Origin of the sequence: Pantoea sp. DY-5 (assembly GCF_019795955.1) — a bacterium.
Classification (GTDB): Bacteria; Pseudomonadota; Gammaproteobacteria; order Enterobacterales; family Enterobacteriaceae; genus Pantoea; species Pantoea leporis.
Map to the genome: position 1 here is coordinate 1,326,435 of NZ_JAIMIE010000001.1, position 15,522 is coordinate 1,341,956.

The following is a 15,522-nucleotide window of genomic DNA, read 5'->3' on the forward strand; positions in this document are numbered from 1 at the left end:
ATGGTTTACAACTCGCATGTTCACTCAGGATGACCTCAACTTTGACCGCCAGCATATCTGGCATCCCTACACGTCGATGCGCGATCCCCTGCCCTGTTATCCGGTTGTGGCGGCGCACGGCTGCCAGCTGCAGTTGGCCGACGGACGTGAACTGGTGGACGGCATGTCGTCGTGGTGGGCGGCAATCCACGGCTACAACCATCCGCGTCTTAATCAGGCGCTGCAGCAGCAAATGACGCAGATGTCGCATGTGATGTTTGGCGGCATCACCCATCCGGCGGCGGTGGAACTGAGCCGCCAGCTGGTTGCCATGACGCCTGACGCACTGGAGTGCGTGTTCCTCGCCGATTCGGGTTCGATCGCCGTCGAAGTGTCGATGAAAATGGCGCTGCAATACTGGCTGGGACGCAACCAAACGCGACAGAAATTCCTCACCCTGAAGCGCGGCTATCACGGTGATACCTTTGCCGCGATGTCGGTGTGCGATCCGGAAAATTCGATGCACAGCCTGTGGCGCGGCTATCTGCCGGAACATCTGTTCGCCAACGCGCCGCAGTGCGCTTTCGATGACGCGTGGAACGAGGCCGATTTCGCCGATTTTGCGCAGCTGGTGGAAATCCACCATCGGGAGATTGCGGCGGTGATTCTGGAGCCGATTGTGCAAGGCGCTGGCGGGATGCGTTTCTACCATCCGCGCTATCTGCAGCAGGTGCGCGAGCTGTGCGATCGCTACGGTTTGCTGCTGATAGCCGATGAGATCGCCACCGGATTTGGTCGCAGCGGCAAGCTGTTTGCCTGCGACCATGCGGGTATCACGCCGGACATTCTCTGCCTCGGCAAAGCGCTGACCGGCGGTACCATGACGCTCTCCGCCACGCTGACCACGCGTGAAGTCGCCGACACCATTAGCCGCAGCGCAGCGGGCTGCTTTATGCACGGCCCTACTTTTATGGGCAATCCGCTGGCCTGCGCGGTGGCGGTGGAAAGTCTGAAGATGATCAATGAAGGCGGCTGGACAACCCAAGTGGCGCACATCGAACAGCAGCTGCGCACCGAGCTGCTGCCGCTGCGCCGTCATCACGCGGTGGCCGATGCGCGCGTGCTGGGTGCGATTGGCGTGATCGAAACTCATCAGGCCGTGAATATGGCGGCGCTGCAGCACTTCTTCGTTGAGCGCGGCGTGTGGATTCGGCCGTTTGGGCGCTTGATCTACCTGATGCCACCTTATCTGATTTCTGCCGCCGAACTAACGAAACTGACGCAAGCGGCAGGTGCGACACTGGATGTTGCGGCGCATTTCCACCATGATTGAGGGTTCTGCACAACCATAAAAGGAGTGATCATGCGCGTAGTTAGCCAGGATTTTAACGACGGCGATAAGATGCCAGAGCGACACGTTTTCAATGGCATGGGTTACCAGGGCGACAATCTGTCACCGCACCTGGCGTGGGATGATGTACCGGCAGGCACCAAAAGCTTTGTGGTCACCTGCTACGATCCCGACGCGCCTACCGGTTCCGGCTGGTGGCATTGGGTGGTAGCGAATATTCCGGCTGAAGTCACCGCGTTGCCACAAGGTGCCGGTTCCGGCGTAGCGGAACTGCCGGAGAGCGCCATTCAGACGCGTACCGATTTTGGCCAAACCGGCTACGGCGGCGCAGCGCCACCGCAGGGCGAATCACATCGCTACATCTTTACGGTGCATGCGCTGGATACGGATAAAATTGACGTGGATGAAGGCGCGAGCGGCGCGATGGTGGGTTTTAATGTGCATTTTCATGCGCTGGCCAGTGCGTCGATTACGGTGAAGTACGCGTAATAAAAAAGGTCGCCATGAATGGCGACCTTACGACGGATTTGTAGGGTGCGCATTTATGCGCACCTGGTTGAATCCAACGCGTTATGCCAACGGGTGAATTACCACCCACATTGGGCCTTGTCCTACCGCGTAACGCGCCAGCGGATTAAGCAGGCCGCGTTCCTGAATCTTATACACTTCGATATGGTGCGATTTCTGTCCCGCCGCCACCAAATACTGACCGCTGTGATCAATATTGAAGCCGCGCGGCTGGGTTTCAGTTGGCTGGTAGCCTTCAATCGCCAGCACCGAGCCATCTTCACTGATGCTGAACACCGTAATGGTGCTGCTGGTACGGTCGCAGGCATAGAGGAAACAACCATCCGGCGTGATGTGGATGTCCGCCGCCCAGCGCGTGTCGCTGAAATCTTTCGGCATCATATCAAGGCTCTGCACGCGCTCAACCTGGCCATGCACATTGTTCAGCGCCCAGACATCGACGGTGCTATCCAGCTCGTTCACCACGTAGCCATACGCGCCGTTCGGATGGAAGGCCATGTGACGCGGACCGGCACCTTCAACGGTGGTGACCTGCGCTTGTTCACGCGGAGCCAGAGTGCCGTCTGCGTTCAACTGATACAGGCAGATGCGGTCCTGCTTCAGTGCCGGTACAAACAGCGTTTGGTTATTCAGATCGATATTGGCGGAGTGGCAACCGTCTAACCCGCTGATCACCTGACCTGGCGCTTGCGGCAAACCATCGCTGCCGATTGGGCTGATGCTGACGCAGGCATCGTTATACGAGCCGCAGAACAGATAATTGCCCTGACGATCGGTGGAGATGTGGGTTGGGCTGCCCGGCAGCGGTGCTTCACCGGCGAGGCTCAGCGTGCCATCGGCCGCAATGCGAAACGCCAGCACGCGAAAATTCGGACGAACACCGACATAGAGAAAATCTTTCTTCGGGCTCACCACCATCGGCTGCACCTGGCCGGCAACATCCGTTACCTGCAATAACGTCAGTGCGCCATCTTCCTGCAACTGCCAGGCATGAATCTGCTGGCTCTCGGGACTGGCGGTATACACGACTTGTTTCATGCGTTTTCCTTATTCGCTGCCTGATGAAAGGGATAACTGTAGCGCGTTTCATTTTGTTGCGCTGGATTCATTTGTGCCCTGTTTTTTGTCTCAGGGCCGCTGCCGGGTGTAGACTCAATGCTTTGCCAACTCCCGGACGGAAAGTGTAATGAGCTACCGCGTAATCGCCCTTGACCTCGACGGCACCCTGCTGACCCCGAACAAAACCATCTTGCCTGAATCCATCGAAGCGCTGGCCCGCGCGCAACAGGCGGGCGTGAAAGTGTTGATCGTTACCGGTCGCCACCACTGCGCTATCCACCCTTTTTATCAGGCACTTAAGCTGGATACACCCGCAATTTGCTGTAATGGCACCTATTTGTATGATTATCCCGCGAAACAGGTGCTGGCCGCCGATCCGCTGGATAAAAGCAGAGCCGCGCGTGTGATTGAGATGCTGGATGAAGAGAACATCCACGGTCTGCTGTATGTCGATGATGCGATGCTGTACCAAACGCCAACCGGCCATGTGACGCGTACGCTTAACTGGGCGCAATCGTTGCCGGAAGCGCAGCGTCCGCTGTTCCTGCAGGTGCCAAGCCTGGCGCAGGCGGCGATTGAGGCTGATTCGATCTGGAAATTCGCGCTGTCGCATCCCGACACGCGCGCGCTGCAGCAGTTTGCCGAACGCACCGAAGCCGAACTCGGTCTGGCGTGTGAATGGTCGTGGCACGATCAGGTGGATATCGCCAAAGGCGGCAACAGCAAAGGCAAGCGTCTGGCACAGTGGGTTGAGAGTCAGGGCTTTAGCATGCAAGACGTGCTGGCGTTTGGCGACAACTACAACGATCTCAGCATGCTGGAACAGGTGGGATTAGGCGTGGCGATGGGCAATGCCGATGATGCCATCAAAGCACGCGCCAAAAAGGTGATTGGCACCAATCTTGAGCCGGGCATCGCTGAAGTGATTTATCAGGAAGTTCTCTAGTTAACACGCCGCATAAACGCTTTTTGGTCGCCATTCATGGCGACCGCTTGCTATGCCGCTATCGACACGCTCTTAATCTGCGCATACAGCCACTGATCCGGTCGAATGCTCAGCTCATCGCGCGCCCACGGTGAAATGCGCGCCCACAGTTCGCTTACCCCAATTCGCAGCTTCACTTCCACCTGATCGTCAATCTCCAGCAGCTCAACCACCTGCGCCGGCAGAATATTGCGGATTGAGGTGTTGTGCGGCGGCTGCAAGGCCAGCGACACATCGGCCGAGGCGATACGAATACGCAGCGGCGTTTTCAGCGGCTGATTCACCCGGCTCACCCAAATATGCTGATCGCCAAGCGACAGCGCGGTCATCGGGTAATCAGGATGCTGCTCCAGCACCTGCACGCGCAGCACGCTGGTGCGCTCGGCGAGCGGCAGCCACGGACGCATCGCCGAACTGCTCCACACTTTTTCCAGCGGACCAAAGGCTTTCACCTGGCCGGCATCCAGCACCAGCACGTTATCCGCCAGCTGCAGGATTTCATCGAGGCTGTGCGATACGTAAAGAATGGGAATATCGACCTGCTTCGCCAGCTTTTGCAGATAGGGCATCAGCTCACGTTTGCGCGGCAGATCAAGCGACGCCAGCGGCTCATCCATCAGCAGAATATCGGGCGCCGTCAGCAACGCGCGTCCTATCGCCACGCGCTGTTTTTCACCGCCCGAAAGCGACGCAGGAAAACGCGTCAGCAGCGATTCTAAACCCAGCAGCGCCACCAGCGCGTTGAACTGCGGCTTCATTGAGGCCGCCATGCCGTATTGCAGATTGCCGCGCACGCGATAATGTGGAAACAGCCGCGCGTCCTGAAACACATAGCCGATACGGCGCTTTTCCGGCGGCAAATTCACGCGCGTGGCCGAATCGAACAGCAGGCGATCGTTTAACTCGATGCGCCCGCTTTGTGGCTGGGTTAATCCGCCAATCGCGTTAATTAACGAGGTTTTGCCCGCGCCCGACACGCCAAAAATGGCGGTAATGCCGCTGGCGGGAATATTGACGTTAACGTCGAGCAGGTGCTCGCCCAACTGCTGAGAAAGTTGCAGATTGAGCATTATGCCGCTCCCAGCCGTTTACGGCCCCAGCGCGCCAGCATTTCCGATGTCACTAACGACATCAGCGCCAGCGCAATCGCCACCGCACACAAGCGCGCGGCGGTGCCTTCCGCGCCCGGCGTTTCAATCAGGGTAAACATCGCCGACGGAATGGTGCGCGTCTCGCCGGGAATGTTGGAGACAAACGTGATGGTGGCACCAAATTCGCCCAGCGAACGGGCAAAGGCCAGTACCGTGCCGACAATAATGCCCGGCAAGGTCAGCGGAAGCGTAATAGTGAAAAATACGCGCCAGCGCCCGGCACCCAGCGTGCGTGCGGCCAGCTCCAGTTTGGTATCCACCGCTTCCAGCGCAAGACGAATTGCACGCACCATCAGCGGAAACGCCATCACCGCCGAAGCGATCACCGCGCCGCGCCAGCTAAAGGCAAAGGTGAAACCGAACCAGTCATACAGCCATTCGCCGATAAAACCGCGCCGGCCTAAGGCGATCAGCAGCAGATAGCCGACCACCACCGGCGGCAGCACCAGCGGCAGGTGGACGATGCTGTCCAACAGGGTTTTGCCCGGAAAGCGGCAGCGCGCCAGAATCCAGGCCATCAGGATGCCAAACGGCAAGCTGCATATCACAGCTACACAGGACACTTTCAGGCTGAGAAAAACGGCCTGCCATTCGGGATCGCTCAATATCATTTCTTCGGCGTGAATCCATACTGTTTAAACACGGCAGCGGCATCCGGCCCCTGCAAATAGTTGTAGAAGGCTTCCACCGTTGCGTTCTGATGTTCTTTGACAATCGCCATCGGATATTCCACTGGCTTGTGGCTATCTTCCGGGAATCGTCCTACGACCTGCACTTTTTGGCTAGCCACCGCGTCCGAACCATACACGATGCCATACGGCGTTTCGTTACGCTCCACCAATGCCAGCGCGGCACGCACGTTATTAGCGGGCGCCAGCTGCGGGGATAAAGCGTCCCACGCACCGAGTTTTTGTAATGCTTCTTTGGCATAAATTCCGGCTGGCACGTGATCCGGATCGCCGACCGCCAGACGCTCACCTTTCAGCAGGCTTTTCCAGTCGGTTTTGCTGTCAAGGGTGACCGCTTTAGCCGCGTCGCTTTTCGGTGCAATCAGCACTAAGTCATTGCCGAGCAGCGTATAGCGCGTGCTGCTCATCACGCTGTTTTTCGCCACCACATCGTCCATCCACTGCTGATCTGCAGAGATGAACAGATCGGCCGGTGCGCCCTGATCGATCTGGCGCGCCAGCACCGAAGAAGAGGCAAAAGAGGATACCACTTCTACACCGCTTTTCTTCTGGTACTGCGTCGCAATGTCCTGCAGCGCATTGGTCAGCGATGCCGCTGCAAACACGGTGATTTTCTCTGCGGCCGCGGCATGACCGGCCAATGAAACGCTTAAAACGGTTGAAGCAGCCCAACGGTACTTGATGGTTCGCATTTGTTGTTCCTTGTTACGTTATATATTTGATAATACAACGTACACGCAAATGCGTCATGAGCTTTATATCGGCAGGATTTTACGGAAGTTCAGAAACAAAACGCCCGCAGGAAGCGGGCGTTGAGAAATTAGTGTTGTGAGCTGTTGGCAGGACGATCGTCGCGGCGGCCAAATTTTGAGATGACGTTGAAAACTTCACCCAGACCGTAAATCAGACCGAGCATAATAGCCATCACAATCGGCACCATGATGATAGCCACAGCCAGGCTTTTTAACAGTTCCAGCATGGAAACCTCACGCAGAAAATAAAAAAGTGATTGTAACGGTTAGCGAAAAAAACGCACTGCCCTTTTCGTGCTTTTACTTTTAAGCAGTAAACTGAGCGGATTAACCTAAGGAGCTGACATGCAGGCAGAACTTTCTCTCCATATTCGTCTTCAGCAAAAGCTGTTTGCCGATCCGCGCCGCATCGAATTACTGAAACGCGTGCAGCAAACCGGCTCGATTAGCCAGGGCGCGAAACTGGCGGGCATCAGTTATAAAAGTGCCTGGGATGCGATCAATGAGATGAATCAGCTGGCCGACCAAACGCTGGTGGATCGCGCCACCGGCGGCAAAGGCGGCGGCGGCGCGCAGCTGACGCGTTATGGCGAGCGGCTGATTCAGCTGTTCCAGTTGATGGAGCAGATCCAACAAAAGGCCTTCGATGTGCTGCAAAACGACAGCTTGCCGCTCGACAGTTTGCTGGCGGCGATTGCGCGTTTCTCGCTGCAAACCAGCGCGCGCAATCAGCTGTTTGGTACGGTGCTGGCCAGCGATCATCAGCAGGTGCAACAGCATATCGAAGTGCTGCTCGCCGATGGCGTAACGCGCTTGCAGGTGGCGATCACTGCCCGCAGCGCCGAACGACTACAACTCGACAGCGGCAAAGAGGTGCTGGTGCTGATTAAAGCACCGTGGATTCACGTCAGTCACGCCGCCGACAGCAGCGACAATCAACTGGCTGCGCAGATCAGCGCGATTGAGCCCGGCGATCAGGTTAGCGAAGTATTGATGGCGTTGCCGAGTGGCGAAACGCTGTGCGCGACCGTCACCAATGAGGCGGTGAAACAGCAGAATCTGCAGGTTGGTGCCAGCGTCACCGCCAGTTTTAATGCCGAACACGCCATCATCGCCACACTGCTCTGAAATCCACGCCATGATTTGACTTCGTCTGCATCACTGGCTAAAACTGGACGACACGATGCATAAAACGGAATAGATCATGGCTTCATTGCAAATTTCGCAAGGTACGTTTCACCTTAGCGACACCCGAGCACTGTCCCTTAACGATTTAACCCTCAACAGCGGCGAAAGCTGGGCGTTTGTCGGCGCCAACGGCAGCGGCAAGTCATCGCTGGCGCGCGCCCTTTCCGGCGAGTTGCAGCCCGGTAAAGGCAGCGTGCAGCAGGATTTTCAGCGTCGTACGCGCCTGTCGCTGGAGCAGCTACAGAAACTGGTCAGCGATGAGTGGGAACGTAATAACACCGATCTACTGAGTGAAGGCGAAGACGATACCGGTCGCACTGCCGCACAGATCATTCAGGATGAAGTGCAAGATGCGGCGCGCTGTCAGGCGCTGGCGCAGCAGTTTGGCATCACTTATCTGCTCGATCGTCGCTTCAAATATCTCTCCACCGGCGAGACGCGCAAAACGCTTTTGTGCCAGGCGCTGATGGCGCAGCCGGATCTGCTGATCCTCGATGAACCTTTCGATGGGCTGGATGTGGCGTCGCGCGCCAGCCTGGCGCAAACCCTCAACGATCTGCATCGAAGCGGTTTTAGCGTAGTACTGGTGCTCAATCGCTTTGATGATATTCCCGATTTTGTCGGGAAGGTCGGCGTGTTGGCCGAATGCACGTTAACCCACGTGGGCGAACGGGGCGCGATTCTGGCCGAAGCGCTGGTGGCTCAGCTGGCGCATAGCGAGAAGCTTGCTGGCATGGCGCTGCCGGAAGCGGATCAACCGGATCAACTACCGCAGCTGGCCGAAGATGCGCCGCGCGTGATACTGCGCAACGGCGTGGTGTCGTACAACGACAAAGCGGTAATTGATGGCCTGAACTGGCAAGTTAATCCCGGCGAACACTGGCAAATCGTGGGGCCGAACGGCGCGGGTAAATCTACCCTGCTTAGTTTAGTGACCGGCGATCATCCGCAGGGATACAGCAACGATTTGACGCTGTTCGGCATCCGACGCGGCAGCGGTGAAACCATCTGGGATATCAAGCAGCATATCGGCTACGTCAGCAGCAGCCTGCACCTCGATTATCGCGTCAGCTGTAATGTGCGCACCGTGGTGCTCTCCGGCTTCTTTGACTCAATTGGCTTGTATCAGGCGGTGTCCGATCGGCATAAAGCGCTGGCGCGTCAGTGGCTGGCGCTGCTCGGTATGGATAATCAGCTGGCGGATGCGCCGTTCCACAGTTTGTCGTGGGGCCAGCAGCGGCTGGTGCTAATTGCGCGCGCGCTGGTGAAACATCCCACGCTACTCATTCTCGATGAACCGTTGCAGGGGCTCGATCCGATTAACCGCCAGTTGGTGCGCCGCTTTGTTGATGTGCTGATTGGCGAAGGCCGTACGCAACTGCTGTTTGTCTCCCACCACGCCGAAGATGCGCCGCAGTGCATCACCCATCGCCTGAGTTTTGTCACGCAGGAACAGGGTTACGGTTTCCTGCAAGAGTCTCTCCGTTAAATAGCGGTTGCCATAGATGGCGTAATGCTCGTCAATTAAGACATGAAAAACCCTCATCACCGAGAGCACACATTGTAGCGGCGCAATTCATTGCGCGATAAATCGCGCCGCTACGGAAGGTGCGGTGATTTGATACGGCGCTTAACTGAGCGGCGTTACGCCATCAATGGTGACCCTTATATCTACAAACATCTAACGTGCATAGCGCCATTGCCAAAATAATTCGAGCTGCGGCAAGCAGCAGCAGTTCGAAGTATGAAGGCAATGTAAGCGTTACCATTTCATCGCCTGGTAATTCAACAAACACACGCAACAACCCCACAAAATGAGAATCGTCACCTTGTGTAAACGATACCATTTATCCAGACTGGATCACGCTTTCACGCTGGTCTTTGTGCTACTTTGATCAAAATCATTTTTATCTGTTTGCCGTTTACCAGGACTCATCATGGAAAAATTTAACCCGGTCGATCATCCGCATCGCCGTTATAACCCATTGATCGATCAATGGGTGCTGGTCTCACCCCATCGCGCTAAGCGTCCGTGGCAAGGTGCGCAGGAAACCCCGGCGCTGGAGCAACTGCCAGCGCACGATCCTGACTGCTTCCTCTGTGCCGGAAACACCCGCATTACCGGTGACAAAAACCCAAACTATAAAAGCACTTACGTGTTCACCAATGACTTTGCCGCGCTGATGACCAACACGCCAGACGCACCGCAAAGCGACGATCTGTTGATGCGCTGCGAAAGCGCGCGCGGTACCAGCCGGGTGATCTGCTTCTCGCCGGATCACAGCAAAACGCTGCCGGAACTGCCGCTGAGCGGGCTGGAAGATATCGTGCGGACCTGGCAGGAACAAACCGCCGATCTTGGTCAGCACTATCCGTGGGTGCAGGTGTTTGAAAACAAAGGTGCGGCGATGGGCTGCTCCAACCCGCATCCGCACGGTCAGATTTGGGCCAACAGCTTCCTGCCGAACGAAGCGCAGAAAGAAGATGACAACCAGCGTCACTATTTTGCCGAGAAAGGCACGCCGCTGCTGGTCGATTACGCTGCGCGCGAGTTGAACGATGGCAGCCGCACGGTGGTGGAAACCGAACACTGGCTGGCCGTGGTGCCGTGGTGGGCGGCGTGGCCGTTTGAAACCTTGCTACTGCCAAAAGCCCATGTGAAACGCATCACCGATCTCACCGAGCCGCAGCGCACCGATCTGGCGCTGGCACTCAAACAGCTCACCAGCCGCTACGACAACCTGTTCCAGTGTTCATTCCCCTATTCAATGGGCTGGCACGGCGCGCCGTTCAACGGCGAAGCCAACGATCACTGGCAGCTGCACGCACACTTCTATCCGCCGCTGCTGCGTTCAGCCACGGTACGCAAATTTATGGTTGGCTATGAAATGCTGGCCGAAACCCAACGTGATTTAACGGCGGAACAGGCAGCTGAACGTCTGCGTTCTGTCAGCGATGTCCATTTCCGCGAGGCGCAATAAATGTCATTAAAATCCCTTACTCAACAGGTTTTCGCTGACACTTTCGGCTATCAGGCGACACACAGCATTCAGGCACCGGGCCGCGTCAATCTGATTGGCGAACACACCGACTACAACGATGGCTTTGTGCTGCCGTGCGCCATCGATTATCAAACCGTGATTGCCTGCGCCAAACGCGACGATCGCCAGGTGCGCGTGATTGCCGTCGATTACGACAATCAGCAGGACAGCTTCTCGCTGGATGCGCCGATTGAGCCGCTGAAAGAGCCAATGTGGGCCAACTACGTGCGCGGCGTGGTGAAACATCTGCAGAAACGCGATGCCAGCTTTGGCGGCGTCGATATGGTGATCAGCGGCAACGTGCCACAAGGCGCGGGCCTGAGTTCTTCGGCGTCACTGGAAGTGGCAGTCGGTACCGTATTCCAGCAGCTGTATGCATTGAAACTCGACGGCGCAGCGATTGCGGTGAACGGTCAGGAAGCGGAAAACCAGTTTGTCGGCTGCAACTGCGGCATCATGGATCAGCTGATCTCCGCGCTCGGTCAGCCGGATCACGCCATGCTGCTGGATTGTCGTACGCTCGGCACGCGCGCGGTATCAATGCCGGAAGATGTCGCGGTGGTGATCATCAACTCCAACTTCCGTCGTAGCCTGGTGGGCAGCGAATACAATACGCGTCGTGAACAGTGTGAAACTGGCGCACGCTTCTTCAATAAACCGGCGCTGCGTGACGTCACGCTGGAAGAGTTTGAAGCCTCTGCCGGTCAGTTGGATGCGTTAGTGGCAAAACGCGTACGTCACGTGATTAGCGAGAATGCGCGCACGCTGGAAGCAGCCGATGCGTTAAGCGCGGGCGATCTGAAACGCATGGGCGAACTGATGGCCGAATCGCACGCCTCGATGCGTGACGATTTTGAAATCACCGTGCCGCAAATCGATCAGCTGGTTGAGATTGTGAAAGCAGAAATCGGCCCGCGCGGCGGCGTGCGTATGACCGGCGGCGGTTTCGGTGGCTGCATCGTGGCGCTGATGCCAATCGATCTGGTCGATGCGGTGAAAGCGGTGGTCGCCGAGAAGTATGAAGCGCAAACCGGCATCAAAGAGACCTTCTACGTATGCAAAGCGTCCGCAGGAGCAGGCCAATGGTAAGTGATGTGAATTCACACGCGCCAGACGGGCAACCGTGGCGCATCACCGTGCTGCGCAATCGCAACGGCATGGTGGCTACTTTTATGGATTGGGGCGCGACCTGGCTGTCAGCACGCGTGCCAATGCGCGATCACAGCGTGCGTGAAGCGCTGCTCGGCTGCGCCACGCCGTCCGATTATCTGCATCAGGATGCTTATCTTGGCGCGACGATTGGCCGCTACGCGAACCGCATCGCCTCGGCCGAACTGAAGACGCTTAATCTGTTGCTGGCGGCGAATCAGGGCGCACATCAGCTGCACGGCGGGCCGGAAGGTTTCGATAAACGTCGCTGGCAGATCCTCAGTCAGAGCGAAAGCGAGGTGCACTATCGCCTCGATTCACCGGATGGCGATCAGGGTTATCCTGGTAATTTGATCGCCGATGTCATCTATCAACTTGATGACGATAATTGCCTGTCGATTCGCTACGAAGCGCAAACCGACAAGCCCTGCCCGGTCAATCTGACCAACCATGCTTACTTTAATCTTGATGCGCATCATGGTGATGCACGCCAGCATCGCTTACAACTGCACGCCGATCGTTACCTGCCGGTGGACAGCGAAGGTATTCCTAACGCACCGCTGAAAGAGGTGGCGGGAAACAGTTTTGATTTCCGCCAGCCGAAGCGCGTCGCCGATGAGTTCCTCGTCGATGACGATCAAAAAGCGGTGAAAGGCTATGACCACGCCTTTTTGCTCAACACCGCTGGTGACAGCAGCCAACCCGCCGCCCATTTGTGGTCTGCCGATGGCAAGCTGGAGCTGAGCGTGTTTACTGCCGCCCCGGCGTTGCAGTTCTACACCGGCAACTATCTGGCGGGAACACGCGCCCGTGAGCAGGACAGCTATACTGCTTTCCAGGGCATCGCTCTGGAGAGCGAATTTTTACCGGATTCGCCCAACCATGCAGAGTGGCCGCAGCCCGATTGCTGGCTGCAACCCGGCGACAGCTGGCAGTCCGTGACGCGCTATCGCTTCACGCCGCACTGAGCCACCGCATGAAAAACGCGCACTGCGCTGCCGACAGGCTTACGCCGTGCGTTGTTTTCCGCTATGGTATGGCGCTATTAGTGAGCCGCTTCTCAGTGGCCGCAGCCGGTTTCAATACTAATCGTAAATCGAGCATTAAGGAGTAAAGCTATGGCCGTAACTAAGCTGGTACTGGTGCGACACGGCGAAAGCCAGTGGAACCAGGAAAACCGCTTCACCGGATGGTACGACGTTGACCTGTCTGACAAAGGTCGCACTGAAGCCAAAGCAGCCGGTCAGCTGCTGAAGAAAGAAGGTTTCGTGTTTGATTTCGCTTACACCTCAGTGCTGAAGCGCGCTATCCACACCTTGTGGAACGTGCTGGATGAGCTGGATCAGGCATGGCTGCCGGTTGAGAAAACCTGGCGTCTGAACGAGCGTCACTACGGTGCGCTGCAAGGTCTGGATAAAGCAGAAACCGCCGCTAAATACGGTGACGAGCAAGTGAAACAGTGGCGTCGTGGCTTTGCCATCACGCCACCAGAACTGGATCGCGCTGATGAGCGTTTCCCAGGCCACGATCCGCGTTACGCTTCACTGACTGACGCGCAGTTGCCAACCACCGAAAGCCTGGCGCTGACCATCGAACGCGTAATTCCTTACTGGAACGAAAGCATTCTGCCGCGCATTAAGAGCGGTGAGAAAGTGATCGTTGCTGCGCACGGCAACTCACTGCGTGCGCTGGTTAAATACCTCGACAACCTGAGCGAAGACGAGATCCTCGAACTGAACATCCCAACTGGCGTGCCGTTGGTGTATGAGTTCGACGAGAACTTCAAGCCGCTCAAACGTTACTATCTGGGTGATGCTGATGAGATTGCTGCGAAAGCCGCAGCCGTAGCAAACCAGGGTAAAGCGAAGTAAGCGAACGCTGAAACGCAAAAAGGCCAGACGCAAGTCTGGCCTTTTTTATTGCCGCAATGGCTTAGCTGCGACGCTGTTTGACCGCCTGAGCCAGCTGACGCAACGCCTTCTCAGTGTCTTCCCAGCCGATGCAAGCATCGGTCACACTCTGGCCGTACACCAGCGGTTTGCCGCTTTCGAGGCTCTGATTACCTTCCACCAGATGACTCTCGATCATCACGCCAGTAATCGCCTGCTCACCACCGGCAATTTGCTGTGCCACGTCGTCGGCAACCACCATCTGACGTTGGAACTGCTTGCTGCTATTAGCATGGCTGAAGTCGATCATCACTTGCGGACGCAAGCCTGCTTTCTCCAGACCGGTTTTCACGGCCGCCACGTGTTCGGCGCTGTAATTCGGCTCTTTGCCGCCGCGCAGGATGATGTGGCAGTCTTCGTTACCGCTGGTTTCGACAATCGCCGAGTGACCATATTTGGTGACTGACAGGAAGCAGTGTGGCGCGCTGGCCGCACCAATGGCGTCAATCGCCACTTTGATGGTGCCGTCGGTACCGTTTTTAAAGCCAACCGGGCAAGAGAGGCCGGAAGAGAGTTCGCGATGCACCTGCGATTCGGTGGTACGTGCGCCAATCGCGCCCCAGCTCATCAAATCGGCCATATATTGTGGCGTAATCATATCGAGGAACTCACCGGCGGCTGGCAAACCGATATCGTTGATATCCACCAGCAGCTTGCGTGCCAGGCGCAGGCCGTCGTTGATCTGGAAGCTGCCATCCATAAACGGATCGTTGATCAGCCCTTTCCAGCCCACCGTGGTGCGCGGTTTTTCAAAGTAAACGCGCATCACCACTTCAAGATCGTCTTTCAGCTCATCACGCAGTGCCAGCAGGCGCGTCGCATACTCTTGCGCAGCCTGGGTATCGTGAATTGAGCAAGGGCCGATCACCACCAGCAGACGATCGTCTTCGCCATGCAGAATGCGGTGAATCGCCTGACGTGACTGCGCTACGGTTGCAGCCGCTTTATCGGTGGCGGGGAATTTTTCAAGCAAAGCAACAGGAGGCAGTAACTCTTTGATCTCTCTGATGCGTAAATCATCGTTCTGGTAATCCATACACAATTCCATTCAAATTTCTGGCCCAACGTCCGTCGGGCGCAACCCGCCCACTTTAGCCCTTCACGCGGTGGGTGTAAATTACGCACCGCGCTTAAAATGTACATCTCAAATTTGCATTTATATATCCATGCACTAAGCTTTTTAAATGTAAGCACTAAGGAATGATGTGTTTGCAAAATTAAATTTTTAAGTGAAGCGTATAAGGTGGATTTTATTCCATCGCGGCACGCTATTTTCGTCATTCAACACCAGTGGGTGTTAGACGGCAACTATCCATTAATTACTGGAGCATAATGATGAATAAGTTTGCAATGATCTTTCTGACAGCAGCGATGACTATGGGTAGCGGTGCTGTAATGGCTGCGGATAACAACAATGGTGCGGCCAACGCTTCAGCTGAAGCCGGTGCAGCAGCTGGCGGTGCAAAACAGAATCTGCCACCCAATAATGTTGATAACAGCAAAATTAACAGCGGCAGCACCAATACCAATAGCGCAGCAACGTCAGGCACTGATACAAGCAATATGTCAGCCAGCCAGGTGCACAAAAACAGCATGTGCAAAGACGGCAAATGCCCGGACATGAATAAAAAAGTCGACACCAAAGAGGGTGGCGGCCACGTGAAACATAAAACAGACGGTACTTCGCAATAAGGTCCCTTC

Annotated in this window: 16 protein-coding genes; 10 read left to right on the plus strand and 6 right to left on the minus strand. The window is 56.3% G+C overall.

Annotated features, from left to right (window positions below; translation table 11 throughout):
• Positions 1–16 precede the first annotated feature (16 nt).
• Positions 17–1,312, plus strand: coding sequence for an adenosylmethionine--8-amino-7-oxononanoate transaminase (gene bioA / locus K5Y30_RS06275; RefSeq protein WP_222210723.1), 1,296 nt, complete (start codon positions 17–19; stop codon positions 1,310–1,312).
• A 30-nt stretch (positions 1,313–1,342) separates the two neighbouring features.
• Positions 1,343–1,819, plus strand: a complete 477-nt coding sequence (locus K5Y30_RS06280) for a kinase inhibitor (RefSeq protein WP_222210724.1) — start codon at positions 1,343–1,345, stop codon at positions 1,817–1,819.
• Positions 1,820–1,900: 81 nt separating this feature from the next.
• On the opposite strand, the gene pgl is transcribed toward K5Y30_RS06280, so the two are convergent.
• Positions 1,901–2,896: a 6-phosphogluconolactonase gene (pgl, locus tag K5Y30_RS06285; protein ID WP_222210725.1), complete on the minus strand. Its 996-nt coding sequence runs from the start codon at positions 2,894–2,896 to the stop codon at positions 1,901–1,903.
• Between the two features lie 148 nt (positions 2,897–3,044).
• Here pgl and K5Y30_RS06290 point away from each other — a divergent pair, with 148 nt between their 5' ends.
• Positions 3,045–3,863: a pyridoxal phosphatase gene (locus K5Y30_RS06290; protein ID WP_222181662.1), complete on the plus strand. Its 819-nt coding sequence runs from the start codon at positions 3,045–3,047 to the stop codon at positions 3,861–3,863.
• Positions 3,864–3,913: 50 nt separating this feature from the next.
• On the opposite strand, the gene modC is transcribed toward K5Y30_RS06290, so the two are convergent.
• From modC to K5Y30_RS06310, 4 genes are all read right to left on the minus strand, one after another.
• The gene (modC, locus tag K5Y30_RS06295; RefSeq protein WP_222210726.1) at positions 3,914–4,972 is read right to left on the minus strand and encodes a molybdenum ABC transporter ATP-binding protein ModC; all 1,059 of its coding nucleotides are present in this window, start codon (positions 4,970–4,972) and stop codon (positions 3,914–3,916) included.
• Positions 4,972–5,664 carry a molybdate ABC transporter permease subunit gene (gene modB / locus K5Y30_RS06300; protein ID WP_222210727.1) on the minus strand — a complete coding sequence of 231 codons (693 nt, stop codon included), beginning with the start codon at positions 5,662–5,664 and terminating at the stop codon, positions 4,972–4,974. Before modB ends, modC begins: the two co-directional genes overlap by 1 nt.
• Positions 5,661–6,434 carry a molybdate ABC transporter substrate-binding protein gene (modA, locus tag K5Y30_RS06305; protein WP_222210728.1) on the minus strand — a complete coding sequence of 258 codons (774 nt, stop codon included), beginning with the start codon at positions 6,432–6,434 and terminating at the stop codon, positions 5,661–5,663. Before modA ends, modB begins: the two co-directional genes overlap by 4 nt.
• Before the next feature lie 128 nt (positions 6,435–6,562).
• Positions 6,563–6,721: an AcrZ family multidrug efflux pump-associated protein gene (locus tag K5Y30_RS06310; protein WP_007890616.1), complete on the minus strand. Its 159-nt coding sequence runs from the start codon at positions 6,719–6,721 to the stop codon at positions 6,563–6,565.
• A 118-nt stretch (positions 6,722–6,839) separates the two neighbouring features.
• Here K5Y30_RS06310 and modE point away from each other — a divergent pair, with 118 nt between their 5' ends.
• The 6 genes from modE to gpmA all read left to right on the plus strand — a co-directional run bounded on the left by modE (position 6,840) and on the right by gpmA (position 13,743).
• Positions 6,840–7,622, plus strand: coding sequence for a molybdenum-dependent transcriptional regulator (gene modE, locus K5Y30_RS06315; RefSeq protein ID WP_222181659.1), 783 nt, complete (start codon positions 6,840–6,842; stop codon positions 7,620–7,622).
• Positions 7,623–7,698: 76 nt separating this feature from the next.
• Positions 7,699–9,171 (plus strand): molybdate ABC transporter ATP-binding protein ModF, encoded by a 1,473-nt coding sequence (modF, locus tag K5Y30_RS06320; RefSeq protein ID WP_222210729.1) that lies wholly within the window; start codon positions 7,699–7,701, stop codon positions 9,169–9,171.
• A gap of 448 nt (positions 9,172–9,619) precedes the next feature.
• Positions 9,620–10,663, plus strand: coding sequence for a galactose-1-phosphate uridylyltransferase (gene galT / locus K5Y30_RS06325; protein ID WP_222181657.1), 1,044 nt, complete (start codon positions 9,620–9,622; stop codon positions 10,661–10,663).
• Complete coding sequence (gene galK / locus K5Y30_RS06330) at positions 10,664–11,812, plus strand: galactokinase (protein WP_222210730.1); 1,149 nt, start codon at positions 10,664–10,666, stop codon at positions 11,810–11,812.
• Positions 11,806–12,840, plus strand: a complete 1,035-nt coding sequence (galM, locus tag K5Y30_RS06335; RefSeq protein WP_222210731.1) for a galactose-1-epimerase — start codon at positions 11,806–11,808, stop codon at positions 12,838–12,840. Before galK ends, galM begins: the two co-directional genes overlap by 7 nt.
• 150 nt (positions 12,841–12,990) lie before the next feature.
• Entirely contained in the window at positions 12,991–13,743 is a 753-nt protein-coding gene (gene gpmA / locus K5Y30_RS06340) for a 2,3-diphosphoglycerate-dependent phosphoglycerate mutase (RefSeq protein ID WP_008109047.1), read from the plus strand.
• Positions 13,744–13,804: 61 nt separating this feature from the next.
• Here the strand turns inward: gpmA and aroG are convergent, their stop codons facing one another.
• Positions 13,805–14,857, minus strand: coding sequence for a 3-deoxy-7-phosphoheptulonate synthase AroG (gene aroG / locus K5Y30_RS06345; RefSeq protein ID WP_110865751.1), 1,053 nt, complete (start codon positions 14,855–14,857; stop codon positions 13,805–13,807).
• Positions 14,858–15,153: 296 nt separating this feature from the next.
• Between aroG and K5Y30_RS06350 the strand changes: the two genes are divergently transcribed.
• Positions 15,154–15,513, plus strand: coding sequence for a YbgS-like family protein (locus K5Y30_RS06350; RefSeq protein ID WP_370634177.1), 360 nt, complete (start codon positions 15,154–15,156; stop codon positions 15,511–15,513).
• Positions 15,514–15,522 lie beyond the last annotated feature (9 nt).

What these genes read in the sequence shown, in the direction of transcription:
- K5Y30_RS06350 (WP_370634177.1), top strand. Translation starts at nt 15,154, where the DNA reads ATGATGAATAAGTTTGCAATGATCTTTCTGACAGCAGCGATGACTATG.
- K5Y30_RS06290 (WP_222181662.1), top strand. Translation starts at nt 3,045, where the DNA reads ATGAGCTACCGCGTAATCGCCCTTGACCTCGACGGCACCCTGCTGACC.
- modC (WP_222210726.1), bottom strand. Translation starts at nt 4,972, where the DNA reads ATGCTCAATCTGCAACTTTCTCAGCAGTTGGGCGAGCACCTGCTCGAC.
- aroG (WP_110865751.1), bottom strand. Translation starts at nt 14,857, where the DNA reads ATGGATTACCAGAACGATGATTTACGCATCAGAGAGATCAAAGAGTTA.
- gpmA (WP_008109047.1), top strand. Translation starts at nt 12,991, where the DNA reads ATGGCCGTAACTAAGCTGGTACTGGTGCGACACGGCGAAAGCCAGTGG.
- modF (WP_222210729.1), top strand. Translation starts at nt 7,699, where the DNA reads ATGGCTTCATTGCAAATTTCGCAAGGTACGTTTCACCTTAGCGACACC.
- galM (WP_222210731.1), top strand. Translation starts at nt 11,806, where the DNA reads ATGGTAAGTGATGTGAATTCACACGCGCCAGACGGGCAACCGTGGCGC.
- bioA (WP_222210723.1), top strand. Translation starts at nt 17, where the DNA reads ATGTTCACTCAGGATGACCTCAACTTTGACCGCCAGCATATCTGGCAT.
- modE (WP_222181659.1), top strand. Translation starts at nt 6,840, where the DNA reads ATGCAGGCAGAACTTTCTCTCCATATTCGTCTTCAGCAAAAGCTGTTT.
- K5Y30_RS06280 (WP_222210724.1), top strand. Translation starts at nt 1,343, where the DNA reads ATGCGCGTAGTTAGCCAGGATTTTAACGACGGCGATAAGATGCCAGAG.
- K5Y30_RS06310 (WP_007890616.1), bottom strand. Translation starts at nt 6,721, where the DNA reads ATGCTGGAACTGTTAAAAAGCCTGGCTGTGGCTATCATCATGGTGCCG.
- modB (WP_222210727.1), bottom strand. Translation starts at nt 5,664, where the DNA reads ATGATATTGAGCGATCCCGAATGGCAGGCCGTTTTTCTCAGCCTGAAA.
- galK (WP_222210730.1), top strand. Translation starts at nt 10,664, where the DNA reads ATGTCATTAAAATCCCTTACTCAACAGGTTTTCGCTGACACTTTCGGC.
- pgl (WP_222210725.1), bottom strand. Translation starts at nt 2,896, where the DNA reads ATGAAACAAGTCGTGTATACCGCCAGTCCCGAGAGCCAGCAGATTCAT.
- galT (WP_222181657.1), top strand. Translation starts at nt 9,620, where the DNA reads ATGGAAAAATTTAACCCGGTCGATCATCCGCATCGCCGTTATAACCCA.
- modA (WP_222210728.1), bottom strand. Translation starts at nt 6,434, where the DNA reads ATGCGAACCATCAAGTACCGTTGGGCTGCTTCAACCGTTTTAAGCGTT.